Origin of the sequence: Buchnera aphidicola (Microlophium carnosum), from assembly GCA_011752475.1 — a bacterium.
Taxonomy (GTDB): domain Bacteria; phylum Pseudomonadota; class Gammaproteobacteria; order Enterobacterales; family Enterobacteriaceae; genus Buchnera; species Buchnera aphidicola_BG.
Genome location: CP048747.1, coordinates 616,086 through 642,296 on the forward strand (window position 1 = coordinate 616,086; position 26,211 = coordinate 642,296).

24 protein-coding genes and 4 tRNA genes are annotated in these 26,211 nt (G+C 24.7%); 11 read left to right on the forward strand and 17 right to left on the reverse strand.

What is annotated here, in order from left to right:
- The first annotated feature begins 83 nt into the window (after positions 1 to 83).
- A complete protein-coding gene (locus tag G4A98_02905; GenBank protein ID QIQ42133.1) occupies positions 84 to 566 on the forward strand; it encodes an Hsp20 family protein in 483 nt (160 codons plus the stop codon).
- A gap of 80 nt (positions 567 to 646) precedes the next feature.
- Positions 647 to 1,405 (forward strand): ferredoxin--NADP(+) reductase, encoded by a 759-nt coding sequence (locus G4A98_02910; protein QIQ42134.1) that lies wholly within the window; start codon positions 647 to 649, stop codon positions 1,403 to 1,405.
- 19 nt (positions 1,406 to 1,424) lie between these two features.
- Here G4A98_02910 and epmA read toward each other — a convergent pair whose 3' ends face one another.
- Positions 1,425 to 2,399: an elongation factor P--(R)-beta-lysine ligase gene (gene epmA, locus G4A98_02915; protein ID QIQ42135.1), complete on the reverse strand. Its 975-nt coding sequence runs from the start codon at positions 2,397 to 2,399 to the stop codon at positions 1,425 to 1,427.
- Between the two features lie 71 nt (positions 2,400 to 2,470).
- Between epmA and coaD the strand changes: the two genes are divergently transcribed.
- The gene (gene coaD, locus G4A98_02920) at positions 2,471 to 2,968 is read left to right on the forward strand and encodes a pantetheine-phosphate adenylyltransferase (GenBank protein QIQ42136.1); all 498 of its coding nucleotides are present in this window, start codon (positions 2,471 to 2,473) and stop codon (positions 2,966 to 2,968) included.
- A 68-nt stretch (positions 2,969 to 3,036) separates the two neighbouring features.
- Here coaD and G4A98_02925 read toward each other — a convergent pair whose 3' ends face one another.
- Both G4A98_02925 and G4A98_02930 read right to left on the reverse strand, forming a co-directional pair.
- Positions 3,037 to 4,149, reverse strand: coding sequence for a hypothetical protein (locus tag G4A98_02925; protein ID QIQ42183.1), 1,113 nt, complete (start codon positions 4,147 to 4,149; stop codon positions 3,037 to 3,039).
- A complete protein-coding gene (locus G4A98_02930) occupies positions 4,107 to 4,511 on the reverse strand; it encodes a hypothetical protein (protein QIQ42137.1) in 405 nt (134 codons plus the stop codon). Before G4A98_02930 ends, G4A98_02925 begins: the two co-directional genes overlap by 43 nt.
- Before the next feature lie 152 nt (positions 4,512 to 4,663).
- Between G4A98_02930 and G4A98_02935 the strand changes: the two genes are divergently transcribed.
- Positions 4,664 to 5,404 (forward strand): class I SAM-dependent methyltransferase, encoded by a 741-nt coding sequence (locus G4A98_02935; GenBank protein QIQ42138.1) that lies wholly within the window; start codon positions 4,664 to 4,666, stop codon positions 5,402 to 5,404.
- 78 nt (positions 5,405 to 5,482) lie between these two features.
- On the opposite strand, the gene G4A98_02940 is transcribed toward G4A98_02935, so the two are convergent.
- The 3 genes from G4A98_02940 to dapF all read right to left on the reverse strand — a co-directional run bounded on the left by G4A98_02940 (position 5,483) and on the right by dapF (position 9,227).
- The gene (locus tag G4A98_02940) at positions 5,483 to 6,955 is read right to left on the reverse strand and encodes an inorganic phosphate transporter (protein QIQ42139.1); all 1,473 of its coding nucleotides are present in this window, start codon (positions 6,953 to 6,955) and stop codon (positions 5,483 to 5,485) included.
- Between the two features lie 167 nt (positions 6,956 to 7,122).
- Complete coding sequence (locus G4A98_02945; protein ID QIQ42140.1) at positions 7,123 to 8,340, reverse strand: MFS transporter; 1,218 nt, start codon at positions 8,338 to 8,340, stop codon at positions 7,123 to 7,125.
- A 32-nt stretch (positions 8,341 to 8,372) separates the two neighbouring features.
- A complete protein-coding gene (gene dapF / locus G4A98_02950; protein ID QIQ42141.1) occupies positions 8,373 to 9,227 on the reverse strand; it encodes a diaminopimelate epimerase in 855 nt (284 codons plus the stop codon).
- Between the two features lie 163 nt (positions 9,228 to 9,390).
- Here dapF and cyaY point away from each other — a divergent pair, with 163 nt between their 5' ends.
- Positions 9,391 to 9,741 (forward strand): iron donor protein CyaY, encoded by a 351-nt coding sequence (gene cyaY / locus G4A98_02955; GenBank protein QIQ42142.1) that lies wholly within the window; start codon positions 9,391 to 9,393, stop codon positions 9,739 to 9,741.
- 193 nt (positions 9,742 to 9,934) lie between these two features.
- Positions 9,935 to 10,102 (forward strand): hypothetical protein, encoded by a 168-nt coding sequence (locus tag G4A98_02960; protein QIQ42143.1) that lies wholly within the window; start codon positions 9,935 to 9,937, stop codon positions 10,100 to 10,102.
- Positions 10,103 to 11,181: 1,079 nt separating this feature from the next.
- On the opposite strand, the gene G4A98_02965 is transcribed toward G4A98_02960, so the two are convergent.
- From G4A98_02965 to G4A98_03005, 9 genes are all read right to left on the reverse strand, one after another.
- Positions 11,182 to 11,258 (reverse strand) — tRNA-Pro (locus tag G4A98_02965).
- 36 nt (positions 11,259 to 11,294) lie between these two features.
- A tRNA-His gene (locus G4A98_02970) sits at positions 11,295 to 11,370 on the reverse strand.
- A 34-nt stretch (positions 11,371 to 11,404) separates the two neighbouring features.
- Positions 11,405 to 11,478 (reverse strand) — tRNA-Arg (locus tag G4A98_02975).
- Positions 11,479 to 11,671: 193 nt separating this feature from the next.
- A complete protein-coding gene (gene rho, locus G4A98_02980; protein QIQ42144.1) occupies positions 11,672 to 12,931 on the reverse strand; it encodes a transcription termination factor Rho in 1,260 nt (419 codons plus the stop codon).
- A 127-nt stretch (positions 12,932 to 13,058) separates the two neighbouring features.
- The gene (gene trxA, locus G4A98_02985; GenBank protein QIQ42145.1) at positions 13,059 to 13,388 is read right to left on the reverse strand and encodes a thioredoxin TrxA; all 330 of its coding nucleotides are present in this window, start codon (positions 13,386 to 13,388) and stop codon (positions 13,059 to 13,061) included.
- Positions 13,389 to 13,512: 124 nt separating this feature from the next.
- Positions 13,513 to 15,540 carry a DNA helicase Rep gene (gene rep, locus G4A98_02990; GenBank protein QIQ42146.1) on the reverse strand — a complete coding sequence of 676 codons (2,028 nt, stop codon included), beginning with the start codon at positions 15,538 to 15,540 and terminating at the stop codon, positions 13,513 to 13,515.
- A gap of 67 nt (positions 15,541 to 15,607) precedes the next feature.
- Positions 15,608 to 17,080 (reverse strand): ketol-acid reductoisomerase, encoded by a 1,473-nt coding sequence (gene ilvC / locus G4A98_02995; GenBank protein QIQ42147.1) that lies wholly within the window; start codon positions 17,078 to 17,080, stop codon positions 15,608 to 15,610.
- 53 nt (positions 17,081 to 17,133) lie between these two features.
- Complete coding sequence (gene ilvD, locus G4A98_03000; protein ID QIQ42148.1) at positions 17,134 to 18,987, reverse strand: dihydroxy-acid dehydratase; 1,854 nt, start codon at positions 18,985 to 18,987, stop codon at positions 17,134 to 17,136.
- 254 nt (positions 18,988 to 19,241) lie between these two features.
- A tRNA-Trp gene (locus G4A98_03005) sits at positions 19,242 to 19,315 on the reverse strand.
- A 170-nt stretch (positions 19,316 to 19,485) separates the two neighbouring features.
- Here G4A98_03005 and iscS point away from each other — a divergent pair.
- The 5 genes from iscS to fdx all read left to right on the forward strand — a co-directional run bounded on the left by iscS (position 19,486) and on the right by fdx (position 23,926).
- A complete protein-coding gene (iscS, locus tag G4A98_03010; GenBank protein QIQ42149.1) occupies positions 19,486 to 20,700 on the forward strand; it encodes an IscS subfamily cysteine desulfurase in 1,215 nt (404 codons plus the stop codon).
- A 42-nt stretch (positions 20,701 to 20,742) separates the two neighbouring features.
- On the forward strand, positions 20,743 to 21,129 hold the full coding sequence (gene iscU, locus G4A98_03015) for a Fe-S cluster assembly scaffold IscU (GenBank protein ID QIQ42150.1): 387 nt from the start codon (positions 20,743 to 20,745) through the stop codon (positions 21,127 to 21,129).
- A gap of 93 nt (positions 21,130 to 21,222) precedes the next feature.
- Positions 21,223 to 21,747, forward strand: coding sequence for a Fe-S protein assembly co-chaperone HscB (hscB, locus tag G4A98_03020; GenBank protein QIQ42151.1), 525 nt, complete (start codon positions 21,223 to 21,225; stop codon positions 21,745 to 21,747).
- Positions 21,748 to 21,758: 11 nt separating this feature from the next.
- Entirely contained in the window at positions 21,759 to 23,591 is a 1,833-nt protein-coding gene (gene hscA / locus G4A98_03025; protein ID QIQ42152.1) for a Fe-S protein assembly chaperone HscA, read from the forward strand.
- Positions 23,591 to 23,926: an ISC system 2Fe-2S type ferredoxin gene (gene fdx / locus G4A98_03030; GenBank protein QIQ42153.1), complete on the forward strand. Its 336-nt coding sequence runs from the start codon at positions 23,591 to 23,593 to the stop codon at positions 23,924 to 23,926. The genes hscA and fdx overlap by 1 nt, the downstream gene beginning before the upstream one ends.
- On the opposite strand, the gene der is transcribed toward fdx, so the two are convergent.
- Together der and G4A98_03040 are read right to left on the reverse strand one after the other, a co-directional pair.
- On the reverse strand, positions 23,923 to 25,284 hold the full coding sequence (gene der, locus G4A98_03035; protein ID QIQ42154.1) for a ribosome biogenesis GTPase Der: 1,362 nt from the start codon (positions 25,282 to 25,284) through the stop codon (positions 23,923 to 23,925). The genes fdx and der overlap by 4 nt on opposite strands.
- A 105-nt stretch (positions 25,285 to 25,389) precedes the next feature.
- Positions 25,390 to 25,965: a tetratricopeptide repeat protein gene (locus G4A98_03040; protein QIQ42155.1), complete on the reverse strand. Its 576-nt coding sequence runs from the start codon at positions 25,963 to 25,965 to the stop codon at positions 25,390 to 25,392.
- Between the last annotated feature and the right edge of the window lie 246 nt (positions 25,966 to 26,211).

Genomic DNA, 26,211 nt, shown 5'->3' on the forward strand with positions numbered 1-26,211 from the left:
TATTGAAAAAATAAAATAAGACCTTACTATAAAATAAGAAATTTATTGATTTTTTATAAATAAATATTTAAGAGGAGTTTTCTATGTCTTATCGCTCTCTTTCATTTATTCCAAATTTCAATGATCATAATATTTTTTCAAATAGATTCAATCAAATCGATAAAATGTTTAGTACTTTAACTGGAGAAAAACCAATATCTGATACACCAACATATAATCTGTGTCAAATAAATGAAATCCAATACCAATTAACATTGAGTATTCCTGGATATAAGGAAGAAGAATTAGACATATCTGTACATAACAATCAATTATCTATTCAAGGAAAAAAAGAAGATACAAGAAAAGATGATAATCAAGAATGTAGTAAATGGTTGCATAGAGGTATAGCATTTAATAATTTTTCTTTAAATTTTAATTTAGATCATAAAATCAAGGTAAAAAAAGCAGAATTATCTTTAGGTTTACTAAAATTAGATTTTGAATGTAATATTCCAGAAGAAGAAAAGCCTAAGAAAATTTTGATTAATATTCCAGATCATACTAAAAAACTTAATACAAAATAAAACTGTAAAAAAAATAATAAAAATTACTGTGCTTATAAAATAAGTACAGTGATTAAACTAAAAATTATTGAGAACAAATAATGAATCCATGGATTAATGCAGATGTTTTAATGGTAAAAAAATGGACTAAAAATTTATTCAGTCTTATTTTACATGCTGCTATAGAACCTTTTTATGCAGGACAGTTTACTAAGTTAGCTGTACATAAAAGTAATACTTCAAATGAGAATAAAATTCAAAGAGCATACTCATATGTTAATGCGCCTAGTGAAAAAAATTTAGAAATTTATATTGTTCGTGTAATAAATGGACAATTGAGCAATCTGCTATACAATCTTAAAAGTGGTGATATAATTTATATTAAAAAAAAATCATGTGGTTTTTTTATTATAAATGAAATACCAGACTGTAAAGTATTATGGATGTTTGCTACAGGAACTGGAATAGGTCCTTATTGTTCAATTTTAAAAGAAGCTAAAAACATTGACAGATTCAATCATATTGTTTTAATACATGCAGTACGATATCAATATGAATTAACTTATTTACCTCTAATGAAAGAACTACATAAAAAATATAATGGAAAATTAATAATTCAAACTGTTACTAGCAGAGATAAGAATAAACATTCCTTAACTGGAAGAATACCATTTTTATTAAAACACAAAATATTAGAAGAACATATCGGGCTCTCAATTAATCCACAAACTTCACACGTCATGTTATGCGGAAATCCTTTTATGGTAAAAGATACATTTTTATTTTTAAAAAATAATAGGAACATGGAAAAACATTTGCGTCGGAAAAAAGGTAATATTACAATGGAAAATTACTGGTAAAGTATTTTTTTCTATCATTTTAACAACGATCTAGTGGAAAAGAAATTACTTCATTAATGCTTTTTTTATTTAAAATCAACATAACTAATCGATCTAAACCTATTGCAACTCCTGCACAAGGAGGTAAACCATAATACAAAGCATCTAGAAATAAATTATCTATTTTTTGCATTGGAAGATTCATAGAAAAACGTTCTTGATTATCTTTAATAAAACGTTTTTTTTGTTCATTTGGATCTATAAGTTCATAAAAACCATTTCCTAGTTCTATTCCCTTAAAAAAAATTTCAAATCTTTCTGATATACGAGAATCTTTTGTATTAATAGCAGCAAGAGCTGCTTGTTCTGCAGGGAAATAATAAACAAATACAGGTTTATCTTTTCCTATATTAGGTTCTATTTCTAACGTAAACAATAATTGTATTAATTTATTTAAATTATTTTCACGATATGTTAAATGTTCTAATTTTAATTGTTTAGAGATTTGATGTAATTCTAATAAATTAGTACATAAAGGATCTATTCCTAAAAACTCTATGAATAGATCTTGATAAGAAATTCTATCAGATTTATTGCATTTTAATATAGTTTGAAGAAATATATCTATTTCTTTGATAAACTTCTTCATGGAACACAAAGGTTGATACCATTCTAACATAGTAAATTCTGGATTATGATATCGACCTGATTCTTCATTTCTAAAACTATGACAAATTTGATATATAGGTCCACTTTCTGATGCTAATAAACGTTTCATGTGATATTCTGGACTAGTTGTTAACCATAATTTTAATGTATCTACATTACTCAATCCAGAATAATTAGTTTCAAATGATACTAAATTTACATCTGTAACTGTTGAACGAGATAATATTGGTGTTTCTACTTCAAGAATATTTTTTTTAGAAAAAAATAGACGAATATTAGAAATAATTTTTGATCTTTTCATTAAATTATTAATAGAAGCACTAGGTTTCCAAATTATTTTTTTCATTTTAATGTTCTTTAAAAAATGTATTGAATTTTAAAAAAATTACTTATAAACAGAATAAAAAAATAAAAAATATGAATAAAACTGTAATATATCCAGGTACTTTTGATCCGATTACATACGGACATTTAGATATTATAACACGTGCAACAAAAATATTTGATAATATAACTATTGCAATTTCTAATAATTTAAAAAAAAAACCGATCTTTAATTTAAAAGAACGAATAGAGTTAACTCAGATAGTTACGCTTCATTTAAAAAATGTAAAAAAAATACTTGGATTTAATGATTTGCTTGCTAATTTAGCAAAAAAAGAGAGAGCTAACATTTTAATTAGAGGAGTTAGAACAATATTTGATTTTGATTATGAAATAAAACTAGCTGCTATAAACAAACAAATTTATCCAGATTTAGATAGTGTATTTCTACTGTCTTCTAAAGAAGTGTCTTTTATATCGTCATCTTTCGTTAAAGAAATAGCTAAATATAAAGGCGATATAAAACCATATCTTCCTCAGGAAGTTCATTCTGCATTGTTAAAAAAACTGAATGGCAACTCTATAAAATAGAAATATTTTTATTCAAAATAGCAGGGTATATAGTACCCTACTATTTTATTAATGAAAATATATAATATTTATTGTACAAAATGTGAATATTTTATTATTGGAAAATTATCTGGAGGAAGAATTACAGTTGCACGTATGCCAAAAGATTTATATTTCTGAATATAATTATCATTATTTGTATCTAAATCAGATAAATTAGTAGCAACTAATTTAATCGAACCATCGTTTAAAAAATCTATTTTGTAGAGATTCCGTGAATGTTTTATTTGATATTGATTAATTTCTGGATGTTCAGAAATTAATTGAAGATAAGATTGACGCAAAAACATTTGATTTGCATATGTTGAAATTAATTTTTGAGAGTCAATATTTGGTATTATTTTTTTGAAATCTTGTAACATTTGATTTCGCGTATTAATAGGAATTAAATTATCATTTATAATAAAAAGAAATGGATTAGAATCATTCATAAAATTTCTATTTAAATGATTCGATGATTTTAAAGATTCATAGTTTTGTTGAAAATTTTTAATTGTAAATCTAATATTATGAAATGAATTTAATTGATCTGAAACTGTCCATAGATTATTATTATTATTATTAAAATCATGATAATAAGATTCTTGAATATTTTTTTCCATTCTTTTTCTAAAACTTTCATCTGTTTTTAATATATCTTTTCTTCCTTCTAAATCAAAATTTTCATCTAATCTTTTAAAAGGATAAAAATCATTTTCATTTTTAGGTTTAGGTGTTGCAGTAAGAAGATCAGGAAATGAACTTTGATACTCAGGATGCAGTGGATTATTATTTAATTTATTAATAATTTTTATTTTACCTTGGTATCTAATTTTTTCGATAATAGATCTAATATAAACTTTTGAAGATTCAATAACTCTATGTAATTGTTCGATGCGTTCAGATAAAGAAATAATAGGTTCAGAACGTGCATTTGATTTTAGGTTGTTATCATTATCTGATACAAAAAAAAATTTTTTAAATGTTGTTCCATTAAATAGATTTTTAGTCTCTATTTTGACAGTTTCATAGGTTGTTATAATTGTGTTTTGTATAGTTTCTAGAATGTTTTCGGCTATTTCTAAAATATCAAAATCTAAAAATTTTTTATTAGATAATTCTATTTTATTATCGAAAATATTTGATAGGAATTGTTCAGAAATTTTTTTTTCATAAATGTATTTTGTGCTGTTTTATCATTATTCTTTCTAATAATATTTTGTTCTATTTGACTTTCTTCTTCTGTATTATTATATTTTTTAAGAATATTTTTTTCTATATTTTTTTTCATTATATTTAATAAAATTAAAGAATTATTATATGAATTTTCTAAATTTATTAATTTTGTTCTATCTTCAAAATTATTTAATTGTTTAGAATTTTGATTATGAGCATTAATTGTTTTAAATTTATTGATATCTTCTTTTATTTTTGACACTGTTTTTATAACATCTTTATAGATATCTATTTTACTTGGGTATTTTTTATTTACTACATCTAAGTTAAATAAAAAGTTAGATGACATAATATTTTTGTCCTTTTATGAATTGTTTTTTAATATATTTTAAAAATATTTTTTTAATACTTAAAATACATAAAAAAATTATTAATACATATTTTAATTAGTTTTTTTTAAAAGTCAATTATTAATTTTAGAAAAGAAAAAAGATAGAAAAAATGAAAATATATTTAAAATTTAAATTTTATAATAAAAGAATATATAGATTAATCAATTCACTTAAATTGGAGCACGATGAAAATTGTTCTATGGGTTTAGTAGTAAATTATGATTCATTAGAGTTGTACAATCGTGAAAATATAAAGCAAAAATCTATAAAAGTTGATTTTACTTCAAAAAAAAATAATTATCGATGTTTTCATTTTAGAAAAAAAAATGAAGTTTTATATAAAGTTGCAGGAATAAAAACTTCTTATTTTCCTTTTATACTAGATGCAACTGCAGGTTTAGGTAGTGATGCTTTTATATTTTCTTTTTTAGGATGTCAAGTAATGATGATAGAACGTCATCCAATAGCTGCTGCTTTATTAAAAGACGGTTTACAAAGAGGATATAAAGATAAAAAAATAGGTCATTGGTTAAAGAAAAGATTACATTTAATGATAAATGATAGTTCGAATATGTTAAAAATACCTATTTTAAAACCAGATGTAATTTATTTGGATCCTATGTATCCGTTGCATGATAAAAAATCTTTACCTAAGAAAGATATGCAATTTTTTAGAAAATTAATAGGACATGATCATGATTCTGAAGTATTATTAAATGCTTCTAGAAAATTAGCAAAAAATAGAATTGTTGTAAAACGTCCTTGTTATGCAAATCCTTTATCTAAAGATAAAGCAGATTTTATTATTGCTACAAAGAATCATCGTTTTGATATATATAAACCTTTTTAAAAACAACAGGAGTACATATATTTCACACGTACTCCTGATTCGTTGATAGTATTATCCAAGATATGGATCATTAATATTTTAAATTATAAGTAATGTGATCCAATATAAAAATCCAGATAATAAAATTGAAACCGGCAAAGTTAGTATCCATGCTAAAGCAATATTTTTAATAGTTTTAATTTGAATTCCACCACCATCAATTAACATGGCACCTGCCACAGAGGATGAAAGAATATGTGTGGTAGAAACTGGTATTCCTGTATAACTTGCTATTCCAATAGAAAAAAAAGCTGTTATTTGTGCTGACATCGCTTGTGCATATGTCATTCTTTTTTTTCCTATTTTTTCACCAATAGTAACAACTATACGTTTCCAACCTATCATTGTCCCTATTGATAAAGATAAAGCAACAATTAATATAATCCACATCGGTGCATATTCAATTGTTTTAAGTATATTTTTTTTGCTTTTGATTAAAAAATATTTATTTTGAGCACTAATGTTAGAAGAATTCAATGTTTTATCGATTAAGTCAGAAATACACAATAAAAAATGTCGCAATTGAAATCTTTTTTTAATATTTAATAAATTATAATCAGATACATTTTCTAACAATAATTTAGCATTTTTAATATTTTTTATCGCGTCATATAATTGTGAGTTTACAACGGAATTATTTACTATATTTTTATTTTTGATCGCGTTCGATACATTAGTAGTATTTTCTAAATAGTATGTTTCTAAATTATTTAATGTATTTCTTGTATAGTTTATTTCATATTTATTAGCATTTAAATTTACTAAAAAAGAAGCAGGTACAATCCCTATCAGCACAAGCATTATTAATCCAATACCTTTTTGTCCATCGTTTGCACCATGCGCATAACTTACTCCAATAGATGATAGAATTAATGCTACTCTGATTAAAAATGGTGGTGTTTTTTTACTATCTATTTTTTCACGTTCTAATGGCGTCATGTGAATACGATAAAATCTTTTATTGTTATCTAAATAATATCGCAATAAAAAAATTAAGATACCAGCTACTATCAATCCAATAATAGGAGAAAAAATCAGAGATAAAAAAACACTAGTCATTTTAGAAAGATTCAGTGCATCTACTAAAGATGAATTTGTAACTATTGCATTTGTTAAACCTATTCCAATAATTGCTCCAATTAAAGAATGTGAACTAGATGCAGGCAAACAAAAATACCATGTAGATAAATTCCAAATTATAGCAGCTAAAAGCATTGAAAAAACCATAGCAAGAGCATTTTTTGAAGTAGCATTTAACAATAAGTCATTTGGTAATAAATGCACAATTGCATAAGCAACAGTTAAACCTCCTAGCAACACACCTAGAAAATTAAATACACCGGAAATCATAACTGCAATATGTGCAGACATTGCTCTAGTATATATTACAGTTGATACTGCATTTGCTGTATCATGAAAACCATTAATAGCTTCATAAAATAATACAAAAAATAAAGCTAAAAAAATCAATACACTATGATTCAAATCAGAACAAGAAAGTAAATATAGCATAATCTTTAAGCCATTTTGATGAATTGAACTAAGTTTGTTATCTATGAGAAACTATGTCTGAGGAAAGTAAAATATTATTTTTATTTTATAAAATATTTTATATAATATAAAGAAAATATATTGGTTATAAAAATAATAATTTTTATAAATACATTAGCATTTTTATGCTAAAAATTTTTTTTCTTTAATGTAAAAGATAAAAAAACACCAAAAAATAATGTTATTATAATCAAAATAGAAATTCCAGGCCATTTCATATGAAACCAAAAAAAACCACCAAATGTACCAAATACACTAGAACCTAAATAATAAAAAAATAAATATAAAGATGTTGCTTGAATTTTAGCAATATTAGTATATGAACCAACCCAACTGCTAGCGGTAGAATGAGATGCAAAAAAACCACCAGAAAATATTATTAAACCTAAAATTATCATGAATAATTGATTATATTGTGTAATAAAAACACCTATTATCATTAATACCAATGATGCAATAAGGATATTATTTCGATGATATTTATTAATTAAAATACCAGCTTTAGGAGAACTATATACTCCAGTTAAATAAATAATCGATATTAATCCTATACTAGATTGACAAAGAAAAAATGGTTCTAACATTAAACGATAACCAATATAATTAAAAACGGTAACAAAACTACCCATTAATATAAAACCTATAACAAAGAGAATAAATAATGCTGGATTTTTTAATTGCGAATAAAAACGATTTAAAAATTTATAAATATTAATAGAAATCGATGAAAAATTTTTTGAGGGGGGCAAAAAATATAAAAAAAAACAAGATGATATAAAAGAAAACAAACCAATAATCATTAGAGCAAAATTCCAAGAAAATTTTTCTGCTAAAATACTACTTAAAAATCTACCTGAAAAACCACCGATAGTATTGCCACTAATATATAAACCCATACAAAAAGACAAAGAATTAGGATGTATTTCTTCACTAATATATGTCATTGCAACAGCAACAACACCACTAAGGGCTAGACCAGTTAATGAGCGTAACAAAACAATACTTGTCCAGCTAGTCATCATTGAACATATAACAGTTAATATTGATGCTATAAATAAAGAAGCAGACATGATTGATTTTCTACCAATAACATCAGATAACGGTCCAGTAAAAAGCATACCTAAAGCCATGGTTATAGTTGCTGCAGAAAGAGATAAACTACTTTCTGCGGGAGTTAAATAAAATTGTTTAGAAAATATTGGTAAAATTGATTGTACGCAATATAAAATAGAAAAAGTAGCAACACCACCGGAAAAAAGAGCTAAAATAACTTGATTAAATTTTTTTGTATTTTTTTTTATATACTGTTTCTTTACAAATTCTTGTTTATCTTTTAATAAAATCAAAATAAAGCCTCTTTGTTGGTAAAAAATAGTTTTTATATGTATATACAACCATCATAAACATGTTTTGCAGGTCCTATCATATAAAGAGAAGTTCCAAAACCTTTCCACATTATAATTAGTTTTCCACCTAATAATTCAACTTCCACTACATTAGAAAGTAATTTTTGTGCTATACCCGTTGCAACTGCAGCACAAGCAGCACTTCCGCAAGCTTTTGTTTCACCTACATCACGTTCATAGACTCTTAACTTGATATTCTTTTTATTTACAATCTCTATAAAACTTACATTTATTCCTTGTGAAAATATCGGATTGTTCCCTATCTGTTTACCAAGAATATTTACAGGAGCATATTTAATACATTGCACTTTAATAATGCAATGAGGATTGCCAATAGATACTAAGCTACAGATTAAATTTTCTTCAATAAGTTTAGTTGAAAAGTTTTTATGAGAAACGTTTTTTAATAAAGACAAATCATGAAATTCAAAATCAGGTTGATCCATATTAACTTTAATCATATCTTTAGAAAGAAATTCGATAATTAAACGTCTTTTTTTAGTACTTACTGAAATTTTATTTTTATTAGTTAAACCTTTTAACAATAAAAAAAGACCAAAACATCGCGCACCGTTTCCACATTGTTCGACTTCATTTCCATTAGAATTAAAAATTCGGTAATTAAAATCAAACAAAGAACTATTTGATTTTTCTACAAGTAATAATTGATCAAAACCAATTCCGGTATATCGATTGGATAATTGTTTTATTATAAATGATGATAAAATAAAATTTTCTTTAATACAATTAATAACCATAAAATCATTACCTAATCCATGCATCTTAGAAAAGTTTATTTTTTTTTTATTCTTATAGTATAAGTCCATTTTTTCCTCTAATAACGATTTTTAATATTTTATATGCCATTATTTCGTCATAATATTAATATTATATTATGATTTAATCAAAATATAAGAAGATATATTATATAATGTAATTATTTTTATCTTTATAATTTGTTATAATTAAAAATTTAATTAAGGATTCTTTATGAAAAAAAAAATAACTTCTAAAACAGAGAATAACAATTTTTATATATTAGTAAATGATTTGTTTTTAAAAATAGAAGATAATTTAAATTTATATAATGATGAAATTGATATTGATTATGAGATTCAAGATTATGTTATAACTATTACTTTTGAGAATAAAAGTTTAATTGTAATTAATAAACAAGAATTATTAAAACAAATTTGGTTAGCTACAACAACGAATGGATATCATTTTAATTACAAAAAAAATCAATGGATCTGTAATCGTAGTAATAAAAATTTTTGGGATATATTTGAAAAAGCATGTTCTATGCAATCAAATAAAAATTTAATTTTTTATAAAAAATAATATATTGAATGTAAAAATATTATATATAAATATAAAAAAATTTATTTTTATTAAAGAAAAATATGTATTTGCAAAATTATAAAAAATGTATTTACATTAATATAAATTTTGATAGAGACAATAAAACATTAAGAATTGTGAGTAAAAAAAGTCTACTAGTTTTTCAGGAAACAAAATATGACCAGATTTAAATATGAAATCAGTTCTTATTGTTACTTATAGAGATAATATATTAAATCAATCCCTTTCCAAAATTAAAGGAAAAGGATTGTCTATCAAAAAATTAGAAAATGTTCTACTTGAGCATAAAACAAATATTACAACTCATTTAATGAAAGATCTTTCAGTAAATGTTACATAAAAATTATGTTTGGTCAATCTATGTAAAAAAAGAAATACTTAGATTCACTAGCATCTAAATCATTGCTAATCGATAAATCAATTACCTAAAAATGCTATCATTGACACCTCTAGTTTAAGAAGACAGTGTCAATTAATTACTTATTGAGTAAATTTAATTATTTCTCTTTTAAAAAATAATATAGCAATCAGGATGGCCAAATTAAATCAAGTTCAATACAATGTAATTATTCTTGTTTCTGAAGAGTCAAATAGATTAAGTTTGAAAATAGTATTACTCAAATTACACTTATAAAATTATTTCTTTCTTATTCTGAGTAAGATACTATTAGCATTCAACTTAGATTAGATAATAAATAGGTTCTACTTTTTTTTTATCTCATCTAAATGATATACACATTTTTATTGAAATAAACGCAGAAAAAGATTTTTGTAGAAAATTGACATCAGGATATCAAATTCTAATTAGTAGTTATGCTATTTTAAAAAAATAAAATTTGATTAAAAGAATTGGTAAGTTTACTGAATAGTACAATAATATTAAAAATAGAAACAATAAGTTAGTATATCTTTTTAGCGTATTTTTTTATCTAATTTTTAGCTTAATAAATTTATCAGAAAAGATTTATACATTATATAAATCAAAGTCATTCTGTTTTTTTAAAAAACTTACTTATTATATAAAGATAAAATAAAAATGATAGAGTAGTTTTTCTATAAGGAGAAAATAGACGAAAATTAATAGAAAAAAGAAGGTTTTAAAAATTTCTTTAATAAAATATTAAAAAATAGTTTTTAAAAATTTGGATGCTAAAATAGAGATAAAAAAATTTGGTTTATATGAAATAGATACTTTAGTAACAACAAATAGTAAAACTGTATATTAATTAAAAAATATTACTTTTGGTATTAATCAGATGAAATAGTTACTTAAATATAAAATTCTTGTTGTTGGAAAACGATTATCACGAATAGTAGAAAAAATTAGAATTAAGAAAAATGTTATTATTTTAAACTAATCTGGTAATTAATATTTTCTTACAATATGTAGAAAAATAAATTGTATGATTTTCATTTTTTTGGTCGGCGAAAGAGGATTTGAACCTCTGACCTACTGGTCCCAAACCAGTTGCGCTACCAAGCTGCGCTATTCGCCGTTTTTAATAAAAAAACTTTAATGTTTCTATTATTTTTGGGGTGGCTAATGGGATTTGAACCCATGACCACTGGAATCACAATCCAGAGCTCTACCAACTGAGCTATAGCCACCACTTTAAAAAAAATTTTTTATCAAAATCAACCGTGCGCTCGACAGGATTTGAACCTGACACCTCTACCTTCGGAGGGTAGCGCTCTATCCCACTGAGCTACGAGCGCGTTAATACGAAACAAATTAGATTTTAAAATTAATAATCTTGATTGTCCAGCTTTTTTTTTAAAATTCATATATAATAAATATTATTTATAATTTTATTGTACACGTTTTATTTTTTAAAATAAAATATCCTTTAATACAGTTTATACTGTACATTACTAATATAGTATATAAAAAATTAAAAGAATTGAATATTTACGAACGTTTCATCATATCAAAAAATTCGTCATTTGTTTTAGTCATAGAAAGCTTATTAAGTAAAAATTCCATTGCATCTATTTCACTCATAGGGTGAATAATTTTTCTGAGAATCCACATTTTTTGAAGTTCATCTGGCAAAGTTAATAATTCTTCTTTTCTAGTTCCTGATCGATTGTAATCAATAGCTGGAAAAACACGTTTTTCTGCAATTTTTCTAGATAATGGAAGTTCCATGTTTCCCGTTCCTTTAAACTCTTCGTAAATTACTTCATCCATTTTAGAACCAGTATCTACTAATGCAGTTGCAATAATTGTTAAACTGCCTCCTTCCTCTACATTTCGTGCAGCACCAAAAAACCGTTTTGGTCTATGTAAAGCATTAGCATCAACTCCTCCTGTTAACACTTTTCCAGATGCTGGTACTACTGTATTATAAGCTCGAGCCAAACGAGTAATAGAATCAAGTAAAATAATTACATCTTTTTTATGTTCAACTAATCTTTTTGCTTTTTCAATAACCATCTCAGCAACTTGAACATGTCTTGATGCAGGTTCATCGAAAGTAGATGCAACTACTTCTCCCTTGACTAATCTTTGCATCTCAGTCACTTCTTCTGGTCTTTCATCAATTAATAATACCATTAAAACACAATCTGGATGATTATAAGCAATACTTTGTGCTATATTTTGAAGTAATATTGTTTTCCCAGCTTTTGGAGGAGCTACAATTAATCCTCGTTGCCCCCGACCGATAGGTGATGCTAAATCTAATACTCTTGCTGTCAAATCTTCAGTTGATCCGTTACCACGTTCCATTCGAAGTCTAGAGTTAGCATGCAATGGTGTTAAATTTTCAAATAATATTTTACTTCTTGCGTTTTCAGGTTTATCATAATTTACTTCATTAACTTTAAGTAAAGCAAAATATCTTTCACCTTCTTTAGGAGGTCGTATTTTTCCAGCGATAGTATCACCTGTACGTAAATTAAATCTACGAATTTGACTTGGTGAAACATAAATATCATCAGGACCAGCTAAATAAGAACTATCTGCAGAACGCAGAAAACCAAATCCATCTTGTAATATTTCTAAAACACCGTCTCCAAATATATCTTCTCCACTTTTTGCATGTTGTTTAAGGATGGCAAAAATAATATCTTGTTTACGCATACGCGCTAAATTTTCCAACCCCATTTTTTCACCAAGAGTAATTAATTCAGAAACTGGCGTATTTTTAAGTGCGGTAAGGTTCATAATGGTGGGTTCTTAGTAAAATCGGGGTATATCTCGAAATAAAAATTATGACATAATTTTAAAATTTACTAATAAATTTTAAATAGAATTAAATTTTCAATGTGTTTAATTAACTATTTTTATAATCTTAGTTAATATGTTCATCTAAAAATTCTTTAAGTTGTAGTTTAGAAATTGCTCCGACTTTAGTAGCAAGAACTTTGCTATCATGAAATAATAATAGTGTCGGAATACTTCTAATAGAATATATCGGAGCAGTATTTGGATTTTCTTCAATATTTAATTTTCCAATAATCATTTTATCAGAATATTCTTGTAATATTTCTTCTAAAATAGGCGCTAAAATTTTACAAGGATTGCACCATTGAGCCCAAAAATCAACTAAAATAAAACTTTTTTTGTTTAATAAAACTTTTTCTTCAAAGTTCTGATCAGTTAGTTTAACTATTTTATTCATTTTGATATATTTACTCGGAGTAAGAAATTTTAAATAAATAAAATTGAAATTTTTATAATTTAAAAATGTATAATATATATTATATCATTTTTTAAGAATGTTTTAAAACTAAATTTAAAATATTTTATTTAAAATCATTTTTGTTTTTTTTTAATGTTTTTCTGAAATTTTGTATTTTGAATTTAATGTGTTCTATTTTTCTAATCGATGTTTCTAAAAAAATACTTTTATCCCATTGTAAATCTTCTTGAGGCAATTCAAATAAAAATCTACTAGGTAGCATATCTAATGTTTGTCCATATTGAATACGTTTATAAGAATAAGTAAAAAATAATTGTTTTTTTGCTCGAGTTATCCCAACATAAGTTAATCTTCGTTCTTCTTCTATATTATTATTAATAATGCTTTTCTGATTAGGTAGAATTCCTTCACACATGCCAATTATAAAAACTGAAGAAAATTCCAATCCTTTAGAAGCATGTAAAGTCATTAATTGCACTTGATCTTGTTGTTCTGCTTTAACATTGTTTTCTGAAATATCACGAATTGTCATTCGTGTAACAATTTGTGATAGAGTCATTGGTTGTTCAAAATCATTTCCTTTAAGCATACTTTTAAACCAATTTGATAAAGTGTGAAGATTATTTATGCTATTTTTAATTTTATTAGAGTCTTTTAAATTTTTTTTTATCCATTTTTCATATTCAATATCACAAATAACATCATCTATAATATTACATGGTTGTACATAAGACCAATCAGAAAATTTTTCTATTTTATTAGTAAATTCTTTAATTCTATTTATAGTTTTTTCTTTTAAAAATTTTTTTATTTCAATATCATTACTAGCTTGAAAAAAACTTTTATTGTTTTTATTGGCCCATTCTTCTAATTTTTTTAATGTTATTTTCCCTATTTTACGAGAAGGAATATTGATAGTTCTCATAAATGCATGATTATCATCTCGATTAATAATAATTCGAAGATAATTTAATAAATCTTTTACTTCAGGTCGAGAAAAAAATGATAATTTTTCAGAAATATTATATGGTATATTCTCTTTTATTAGAGCTTTTTCAAGAATTCGAGATTGATAATTACCACGGTATAAAATAGCACAATCTTGATATTTTATTTTTTTTTGAATATGTTCGGAAATAATCTTTTTAACTATTTTTTCAGCTTCATTTTCTTCATTTTTACCTATTAAAACTTTTATAAGATTTCCATATTTGAGTTTAGAAAATAATTTTTTTTCTAAATAATGTATATTATTAGAAATAAGAGTATTAGCAGCTTTTAATATTCTTCCTGAAGATCGATAATTATGTTCCATTTTCATAATCTTTAAATTAGGAAAATCTTTTTTTAACAAAAAAATATTTTGAGGGTTTGCTCCTCTCCATGAATAAATAGACTGGTCATCATCTCCAACTAATGTAAAATTAGAATTACTGTTAGTAAGCGTTTTAATAAGTTCGTATTGACTATTATTTGTATCTTGATATTCATCTACTAACAGATAAGATAATTTTTTTTGCCAACGTGTTTTTATTTTTTTATTATTTTTTAATAATAATGTCGGGATACAAATTAAATCATCAAAATCTAATATATTAGCTTGATAAAGATAATTATTATATTCTTGATAAATATATGCAAAATCTTTCTCTTCACTAGATTTAGCTAATGATTGAACTTGTAAGGGAGTAAGAAACTTATTTTTCCAATAAGAAATCATAAAACTTAATTTCTTTAATAATTGAATATTATTTTTTATTTCTTTTTTACATATTTTCTTAAATAAAATTACTTGGTCTGTTTCATCTAATAAAGTAAAATTATTGTTAAATTCTAACGCATTAATTTCTTTTGTGATAATGTTTAATCCTAATGAATGAAAAGTAGAAAGAGTAATTCTTTTTATTTCTGAAATATTTAAATATTTTGATAAACGAATTCTCATTTCATAAGCAGCTTTATTAGTAAAAGTTAATGCGGCAATATTATCAGGTTTATATTGACACTTAATAATTAAATAAATAATTTTTTTAATAATAACTTTTGTTTTTCCAGAACCAGCCCCTGCTAATATTAAACAGGGACCATTAATAAATTCGATAGCGTTTTTTTGAGCAAGATTTAAAGACATAGAATATTAATATTTAATTGATGAATTATATTGTTGAATTTACAAATAAAAAATTTTATATAAATTTTTATTTTGCAACTGTAATAGCTTTCATTTTTATCATGTAACTTCTTAATTTTCGTCCAATAATTTCTATTGAATGATTCTGTATCATTTCATTTATTTTATACAATTCAATATTATCTATTGGTTGGTGAGGAAGTGAACAACCAAGATCACTTTTGTTAAGAGTTAATATAAACTTTTGTAAAATAGGATATGCAGCTTCAGAAAAAAGATAACTACCATATTCAGCAGTATCTGAAATCACTTTATTCATTTCATATAGTTTTTTTCTTGCAATAGTATTAGCAATTAATGGTAATTCGTGCAATGATTCATAATAAGCGGATTCTTCTGCAATACCTGTTTGAATCATTTTTTCAAAAGATAATTCAATTCCAGCTTTTAGTATTGCAATCATTAATATTCCATGATCGTAATATTCTTGTTCTTGTATTTTTTTATTATAACAAGAAGCGTTTTCAAAAGATGTATTTTTTGTATTGTTTCGCCAAGTTAATAATTTTTTATCGTTGTTTTCCCAATCCTTTATCATTTCGTTAGAAAACTTTCCTGAAATAATATCATTCATATGTTTTTGAAATAATGGTGATAGTATTTTTTTAATTTTTTCAGAAAGTTTATAAGCTCTTATTTTTGACGAATTAGATAATCGATCCATCATCAAAGTAATACCACCATGTTTAAGAGATTCTGTAATAGTTTCCCATCCATATTGTATTAATTTCGCAGAGTATTCTGGATTATATTCTTCTGTTATTAATTTTTCATAACATAAAAGTGAAGCAGTTTGAAGCATTCCACATAAAATTGTTTGTTCACCCATTAAATCTGATTTTACTTCAGCTACAAATGACGATTCAAGAACACCAGCACGATGTCCCCCGATAGAAAAAGCCCACGCTTTTGCGATTTCTAATCCTATTTTATTAAAGTCATTTTCATAATGAACAGCAATTAATGTAGGTACTCCAAATCCTCGTTTATATTCTTCTCGTACTTCTGTTCCAGGACATTTTGGAGCAACCATAATAACAGTAATATCTTTTCTTATTTTTTCTCCAAATTCTACAATATTAAAACCATGTGAATATCCTAAAAAAGAATTTTTTTTCATTAATTTTTGTAATTTATTTATGACATTATTATGTTGTTTATCAGGAGTTAAGTTAATTACTAAATCAGCATGTGGTATTAGTGATTCGTAATCATCTACTTTAAAATTATTTTGAACAGCATTAATCCAAGATTGATTTTTTTTTAAAATGCTATTTTTTTGTAGTGCATAGGAAATATTCAATCCTGCATCTCTCATATTCAATCCTTGGTTTAAACCTTGAGAACCACAGCCTACAATCACTATTTTTTTATCTTTCAAAATATCATTTTTTTTATTAAATTCCTTTTTTTTCATAAAACGACATTTATTTATTTGATTAATTTTTTGACTAAAATTTAATGTGTTAAAATAATTCATATAATGACAGTTCCTATATTGTAAAAATTTATTATTGAATTTAGTTCTATGATTTAAATATTATGTATTTTATTATAATCTCTCACTGCTCCTTTATCAGCGCTAGTACAAAAAAAAGCATATGCTTTTAAAGCAGAAGAAATATATCTTGTACGATTGTAGGGTTTATAAGCTAAAGAGCCTTTTGATTCTTCGGAAAGAATACGATCAGATAGTTCTTTTTCTGTGATTTTTAAATGAATATTTCTTTTAGGAATATTAATATCAATAATATCACCATTTTTTACTAAAGCGATTATACCTTTGTTTGCAGCTTCAGGTGAAATGTGTCCTATAGAAATCCCTGATGTACCTCCTGAAAATCTACCATCAGTAATTAATGCACATTCCTTATCTAAATTCATGGATTTTAAATATGTAGTTGGATATAACATTTCTTGCATTCCTGGTCCTCCTTTAGGACCTTCATAACGAATAACAATAATATCACCTGAATTTATTTTTTTATTTAGAATAGCATTGACTGCTTCTTCTTGACTGTCATATACCCTAGCAGTTCCAGAAAAAATATAGTTTTTTTTATCTATTCCAGCAGTTTTTATTATACAACCATTTTTTGCTAAATTTCCATATAAAATAGCTAATCCTCCATCTTTACTATAAGCATATTTACAAGAACGAATACAACCTTTTTTACGATCGTAATCTAATGTTTCCCATCTAAAATTTTGAGAATATGCTTTTGTTGTACGCGTCCCACCAGGACCTGCTTGAAACATATTAATTACATCGGAGTTGTTTGTTGACAAAATGTCATATTGATTTAATGTTTCTTCTAAATTCAGTTGTAATATATTTCTTGTGTTTTTATGTAATAAATTAGAACGATTTAATTCCCCTAAAATACCCATTACACCACCTGCGCGATGGACATCTTCTACATGATATAGCGGAGTGCTGGGTGAAACTTTACAAATATGAGGTATTTTTTTAGATAATGTATTAATATTAGACATTTTAAAATCAACGTTTGCTTCTTGAGCTGCCGCTAATAAATGTAAAATAGTATTCGTCGATCCTCCCATTGCAATATCTAATATCATTGCGTTTTCAAAAGATTCTTTATTAGCAATACTTCTTGGTAATATAGTTATATTATTTTTTTTATAATATTCTTCAGTGATTTTAACAATAGTTTGAGCTGATTTAATAAATAAATTTTTACGATCGACATGAGTTGCTAATAGTGTGCCATTTCCAGGTAAAGATAAACCTATCACTTCTGTTAAACAATTCATAGAGTTAGCTGTAAACATGCCTGAACAAGAACCACATGTAGGACAAGCTGAGAGTTCCATGTTTCTAAGAAAATTATCTGATTTATTAGATTTTCCACCAGTTACAATTGCATCAACCAAATCAATTTTTATTATTTTATTGTCTCTTCGTATTTTTCCGGCTTCCATGGGACCACCAGAAATAAAAACTGAAGGTATATTTAAACGTAAGGATGCCATAAGCATACCTGGAGTTATTTTGTCACAATTTGAAATACAAATCATTGCATCTACACAATGTGCATTAATTACATATTCTATGGAATCAGAAATTAATTCACGTGATGGTAAAGAATATAACATTCCAGAATGTCCCATAGCTATTCCATCATCTATTGCAATAGTATTAAATTCTTTTGCAACACCACCTGATTGTTGAATTTCTTTAGAAATAATTTTTCCAACTTCACGTAAATGAATATGTCCTGGAACAAATTGAGAAAAAGAGTTAACGACTGCAATAATTGGTTTCTGAAAATCTTCATCAGTCATACCCGTAGCACGCCATAACGATCTTGCTCCAGACATATTTCTACCTTGAGTAGTTGTAAAAGAACGATATCTAGGCATTTTATATCACTCCAAAAAATAGAATTTTTTAAAAGAATTATTAAATATAAATTAATTTATAAAAATTTTTTTAATAAGTTTTATTGTTAATATGATAAATAAAGTTTATTAGAAAATTTTATTAAAAATATATATTTTTTAAGAATGTTTTCGGGAAAATAGGGAATTATATATAGATATAATAGTGATATTGATTTTTTAATAATAATTATAACGAAATAATTATTAAAAAATTTTCAATTTTTGAATGTTGTCAGGGGTGGAAGGATTTGAACCTACAACTTTCGGTTTTGGAGACCGATGCTCTACCAAATTGAACTACACCCCTAATAATTATATATTTATTATTAAATAATATTATATTCTTAATATAAATAAAAGTCTAGTGTGTATTGTATATATTTTATAAAAATTAAATTTATTAATTTTTAGATCTAAAATTTTATTAAAATGATAGAATATATTTTCTAGAATGTTATTTGAAGGTAAATATTTATTATGAAAACTCCTATTTATTTAGATTATGCAGCAACTACACCTGTAGAGTTCAAAGTTGCAAAAAAAATGATGAATTATTTAACAATTAATGGAATATTTGGAAATTCTGCATCACGTTCTCATAAATTTGGTTGGAATGCAGAAGAAGCAGTGGATATTGCACGTAATCAAATAGCTTCATTGATTGGAGCAGATTCTCGTGAAATTGTTTTTACTTCTGGCGCCACTGAATCGAATAATTTAGCTATAAAAGGAATAGCGTCTTTTTATAAAAAAAAAGGTCAACATATTATTACCAGTAAAACAGAGCATAAATCTGTTTTAGACACCTGTAGATATTTAGAAAGTAAAGGATTTCTCTTAACTTACCTCACTCCTAAAAATAATGGCATTATTGATTTAAATGATTTAAAAAAAAATATAAAAAAAGATACTATTCTTGTTTCTATTATGCATGTCAACAATGAAATTGGAATTATACAAGACATTGATAGTATATCAAAAATTTGTCGAAATAATGGAGTTTTTTTTCATGTAGATGCGACGCAAAGTGTGGGGAAAATACCAATTGATTTAAAAAAATTATCTATAGATCTAATGTCTTTTTCTGCTCATAAAGTTTACGGACCAAAAGGAATTGGCGGTCTTTATGTTCGTCGTAAACCACGTGTTCGCTTGTTATCTTTAATACATGGAGGTGGTCATGAAAGAGGTATGCGTTCAGGAACTCTTCCTGTTCATCAAATTGTAGGAATGGGAGAATCATTTATGTTAGCGAAAAAGAAAATAGATGATGATTTTATTCACTTAACAAAATTAAGAAATTCTCTCTGGAATGGTATTAAAAGTATTGAAGAAGTATATTTAAATAGTGATTTACAACAGGGCATACCTCATATATTGAATGTTAGTTTCAATTATGTAGAAGGTGAATCGTTAATTATGGCTCTTAAAGATTTAGCTATTTCTTCCGGTTCTGCTTGTACTTCTGCTAGTTTAGAACCTTCTTATGTTTTAAAAGCTTTGGGGATAAAAGATGAGTTGGCCCATAGTTCTATTCGTTTTTCAATTGGAAGATTTACTACAGAGGAAGAAATTATACATACAATACAATTAGTTCATAAATCTATTAATAGATTACGTGAACTGTCTCCTTTATGGGAAATGTTTAAATCAGGAGTTGATTTAAGTAGTATAGAATGGGATCATAGTTAAAAACTATAATTAAAAATTATAATTAATACAAGGAAATTTAAAATGGCTTATAGTAAAAAAGTAATGGATCATTACGAAAATCCGAGAAATGTTGGTTCTTTTTCTAGTTCAGATCTTAATGTAGGAAGTGGATTAGTAGGTGCACCTGCTTGTGGTGATGTAATGAAATTACAAATTAAAGTTAATGAAAAAGGAATTATTGAAGATGCATGTTTTAAAACATATGGTTGTGGTTCTGCTATAGCATCAAGTTCATTGGTTACTGAATGGGTCAAGGGTAAATCTATAATAGAAGCAGAATCAATTAAGAACACTACTATAGTAGAAGAATTGGAACTTCCTCCAGTAAAAATTCATTGTTCTATTTTAGCAGAAGATGCTATCAAAGCAGCTATTGCTGACTATAAAAGTAAAAAAGATTTAAATTAAATTTTATAATTATTGACTGTTGAAAGAATATTTTCTTTCAACAAATTGTTTTTATTTTATATGTCATGTTATTAAATTTAGAATAGGTGTTTTATGAATTATTTTATATTATTTAATATACCAAAAAAATTTAAAATTAACAAACAGTTGCTTTCTGAAAATTTTTATAAATTACAATTAGAATTTCATCCTGATTTATTTATAAATAGTTCTGAATATCAAAAAAAAATCATCTTAGAAAAATCAATACAAATTAATAAAGGTTATAAAACCTTAAAAGATTTTTTAAGTAGAGCGATATATTTACTTTTTTTAAAAGGTTTTAAAATAAAAAGAGAAACTCTGTTATTAAAAAATAATCATTTTTTAATAAAGTACTTTTCTCTATATGAAGAATTAGATAATTTAAAAAAAAATCATTTTAATGAAAAACAGTTAGATAGTCTTAAACAAAAAATTGAAAAAAAAATTATAGATTGCAAAAACACAATTGAGATAGGTTTTGAAAATAAAAAATATGAAACAATTGTTAAAATTATTGCAGAATTACTTTTTTTTAAAAAAATAAAAGAGAACTTAAAAAAAGAACACAATATATATTTAAGACAAATAAATTAGGATAATTTTATATGATTTTTTTTAAAAAAAAACATAATACAAAACTATTATTAGGTATTGATCTTGGTACTACTTATTCTTTAGCCGCTACAGTTAGAAAAGAAAATGTTATTTTATTATTAGATAAAAAAAAACGTTATTTACTACCATCAGTTGTTCAATATAAAAAAAATAAAGTTTCAGTTGGATGGAAAGCTTTAGAAAATATTGTTAGAGATCCATCAAATACTATTAGTTCTGTCAAACGTTTGTTGGGGCGGTCCATCGATTTTATTAGAAATAAATTTCCTGTTCTTCCATATTGCATAGAAGAAGATCAGAACAAAGGTATTTTTTTTCATACAAATGCTGGTCTGATTACTCCTATTGATGTTTCTAGTGATATATTAAAATTTTTAAAAAAAAGAGCTATTTTTTTATTTGATCAAGATATAGATGCAAGTATTATTACAGTTCCAGCATATTTTAATGACATTCAAAAAAAAGCAACTAAAAAAGCAGCTATTTTATCTAAAATTAATCTAATAAGATTATTAAATGAACCTACAGCTGCTGCCTTGGCATATAATGTACAAATAAAAAAAGGAGTTATTGTTGTATATGATTTAGGTGGTGGAACTTTTGACCTTTCCATATTAAATCTAAATAATAAAGGATTTTTTGAGGTTTTAGCTACTAGTGGAGATTCTAATTTAGGTGGCGATGATTTTGATTATGCATTAGCAAATTACATTTATAAAAAATCTAATTTATTCAATAAATACAATGAATCATGTAGAACATATCTACTTCAAATTGCAAAATTAACAAAATTAAAGTTAACAACATATCAAAAAGTTAAAGTGAATTTTTTAAAGTGGGAGGGTTATATTACTCTTGATGAGTTTAATTTGATTATTAGTGACTTTATTAGAAAAACTTTATTAATTTGTGCTGATCTTTTGAAAGAAGTTAATTTATCAATTGATCAAATTGAGAAAGTAATTATGGTAGGAGGATCTACGCGTGTTCCACTAGTTTATTCAGAAGTTTCAAACTTTTTTAAAAAAATCCCATTGAATTCTATCAATCCGGATCAAGTTGTCGCAATAGGTGCAGCGATACATGTTAATGCACTTATGAACACTAATAGTACAAAAAATAAAATTATATTGTTAGATGTAATACCGCTTTCACTAGGAATTGAAGTTATGGGTGGATTTGTTGAAAAAATTATTTTTCGCAATACTTCACTTCCTATTTCAAAAACAAAAGAATTTACAACATATAAAGATAATCAGACATCTATTTTGATACATATTGTACAAGGAGAGAGAGAATTAGTAAAAGATTGTATTTCATTATCACGTTTTGTTTTGAAAAATATTAAACCACAAAAAGCTGGATTAGTTAGGATAGCAGTTACATTTCAAGTTGATACAGATGGATTAATTGATGTAAGAATTTTAGAAAAATCTAGTAATAAAGAAAAAAATATTAAAATTGACAATAATATTATATTAAAAAATATTAATATTCCTGAGATATTAGAAGATTCTTTAAAATATTCTAAAGATGATTATCTTTTTAGAGTAAAAGAGGAAAAAAAAATTGAGTCTATCCGTGTTTTAGAAATTCTTAATGTATCTTTAAATAAAAATAAAACATTAATTACTAAGGAAGAAATGTTGAAAATAAAATATATGCAAAAAAAATTGCAAAAATCTATTGAAGAAGATGATTTTTTTTCTATGAAAATTCATTTGAAAAAATTAGATGAAGTAAGTAAAAGATTTCTTGCATTGCAACTTAAAAATGTTATTAACTATTCTTCCATTAAAAAAATTTTAAAAGAGAATACATAATGCCTAAAGTTTTATTTCTACCTCATAAAATTATATTACCACAAGGTGGTAAATTCAAAGCAAAAGAAGGAGAAACTATATTAACCGTTGCATTACGAAATAATGTGCAATTAGAACATGCATGTGAACAATCATGTGCTTGTAGCACTTGTCATTGTATTATAAGAAAAGGATTTTCTTCTCTTTTAGGATGGTCTGAAAAAGAAGAAGATATTTTAGATAAAGCTTGGGGTCTCGAATCTGAAAGTCGTTTGAGTTGCCAAGCTATTATTGGAAAAGTTGATATTGAAGTAGAAATTCCTTTATACAGTGTAAATTATATTACAGAATGTTAATTGTTATTTTTTATATAAGGGTTTGTATTATCTTTAAATTCTATTTGAATAGGTGTTCCTTTTATCTTAAGGATGCTGTAAAAAAAATTTATTAAATATCGTTTGTATGGAGAAGATAAGTATTTAACTTGATTACCATGTATAATAATTTTAGGTGGATTAGAACTACCTAAGTGTGCATATTTTAATTTTATTCGACGTCCTTTTATAATTGGTGGTTGATGTTTTTTAATTGCCATATACATGGTTTTTGTAAGCATTGATGTACTAATTTTTCTATGAGAATCTTTATAAGATTCATTAATAGATTTAAATAATTGAAATATTCCTTTTTTATATAATGCTGATATAAAATGTATTCTTGAAAAGTGAAGAAATTTTAATTTACTTTTAATTGATTCCCTTATTTTTTTAAATTCAAAATGATTTAATAAATCACATTTATTTATAACTATAATAATCCCTTTTCCAGAATTGATAATAAATTCAGATAATGATAAATCTTGATGGCACACTTGAATACTTGCATCTATTATCAATAATATTACGTCGGATTTTACAATAGTTTGTAATGTTTTAATTATTGAGAATTTTTCAAAATCATAAATATTTTTCTTTTTTTTAGATGCTCCAGCAGTATCAACTAGGGAATAATTTTCATTATTGTATTTAATATTTGTTGATATGCTATCTAATGTTGTACCAGGTATATTGCATGTAATCATTCTCTCTTCTTGTAAAATTCCATTTATTAAAGTTGATTTTCCGACATTAGGTCGACCGATAAAAGCTACTTTTATTGTCGGTTTTGTTAATTTTATGTTTTTATGTAATTCTTCTATTTGCTTTTTTTTAAAAATTATATCTATCCAGGGAATCAAGTGTTTATTAACAAGAGTGTTTATACCTTGATTGTGACTAGCAGAAGTTTTTTGTATTTTTTCAAATCCTAAAGAATAAAATTCATCAATTTTAGAATTTTCATAAATACCATCGATTTTATTAATAATAAGAATAGTTTTTTTTTCATATTTTCTTATTTTTCTAGAAATTTCATATTCTTGTGGCATTAATCCATCATGAGCGTCTACTACAAATAATATTAAATGGGCTTCTTTTATAGCTATTAATGTTTGTTGATAAGCTTTTTTTTCTATTTCGTTTAATTTAATATCTAAACCTGCTGTATCAATTAAAATTATTTTTTGATTTAGTTGTAACTTACAATATCCATATTGTCTATCTCTAGTAATTCCTGGATAATTAGCTACTAACGCATTTCTACTTTTTGTTAAAACATTAAACAAAGTGGATTTTCCTACGTTAGTACGTCCGACTAATACAATAATAGGTATCATTTTAATACACACTCTTGTTTTAATAATTTTTACTTATTTAAGATGGGTTTATTATTTTTTTATTTTGCGTTTATTTTTTATTGATTAAATTTGTTTATCTCTTTTTTATTTTTTTAATTCATTGATTTTCATATTAATAATTTCTTTAGATGCATTAGAATCTTCAATTAAAAAACTTCTTTCCCAAGATTTTAATGCTTTTTTTAGGTTTTTTTCATTAATGAAAATATCACCTTTCATATTTTCAATTATGTTATCCCAATTGTGGTTTTGAATTGTTTTAAGAATGTCTATTGCTTCCTTATTTTTATTTTTTTGTATTTGTATTTTTGCCATATTTACTTTTAAAATATTTTTTAAATTTTCTTCTTTTGTATATTCTAAACTATTTTTTAATTGAATAAATGCTTTATCGAGATTGTTAGATAGTACATATTTTTTTGCTAGATATAAAGCGGTTAAAGTGCCATAAATATTCTTGTTTTGAACAACAAAATTTTCTGCTTTATCTAAATTTTTAAAATTTTTTTTATTTATTTTTTTTATCATGTCTTCATATTTTAATGATTCTAAATTTTTTTTATAAATTGCAGAAGGGTAATTCCAATAGAATAAAATAAGACTTATAACAAGAGAAAATACAATAAAAAAAATAATCTTTTTTTTTGATATATTAAACATTTTCGTCTCTATTAAATTTGAATAATTTTATTTTTAAACTGAAAAAAGTTATATTTAAAACTTAATTATTACTAAAAAATAATTTATTTTATACCATGAATGCAATAAGGATTTTTGTTATTGTTAATATTTAATTTAATTTAGTATAAAATAATAACATATAAAAAAGTTATCCGTATGAAAATCACCGATTGTACACAGTTAGTTAATAGAATAAGTTCCTTTATAATCAACACTACAAACTAC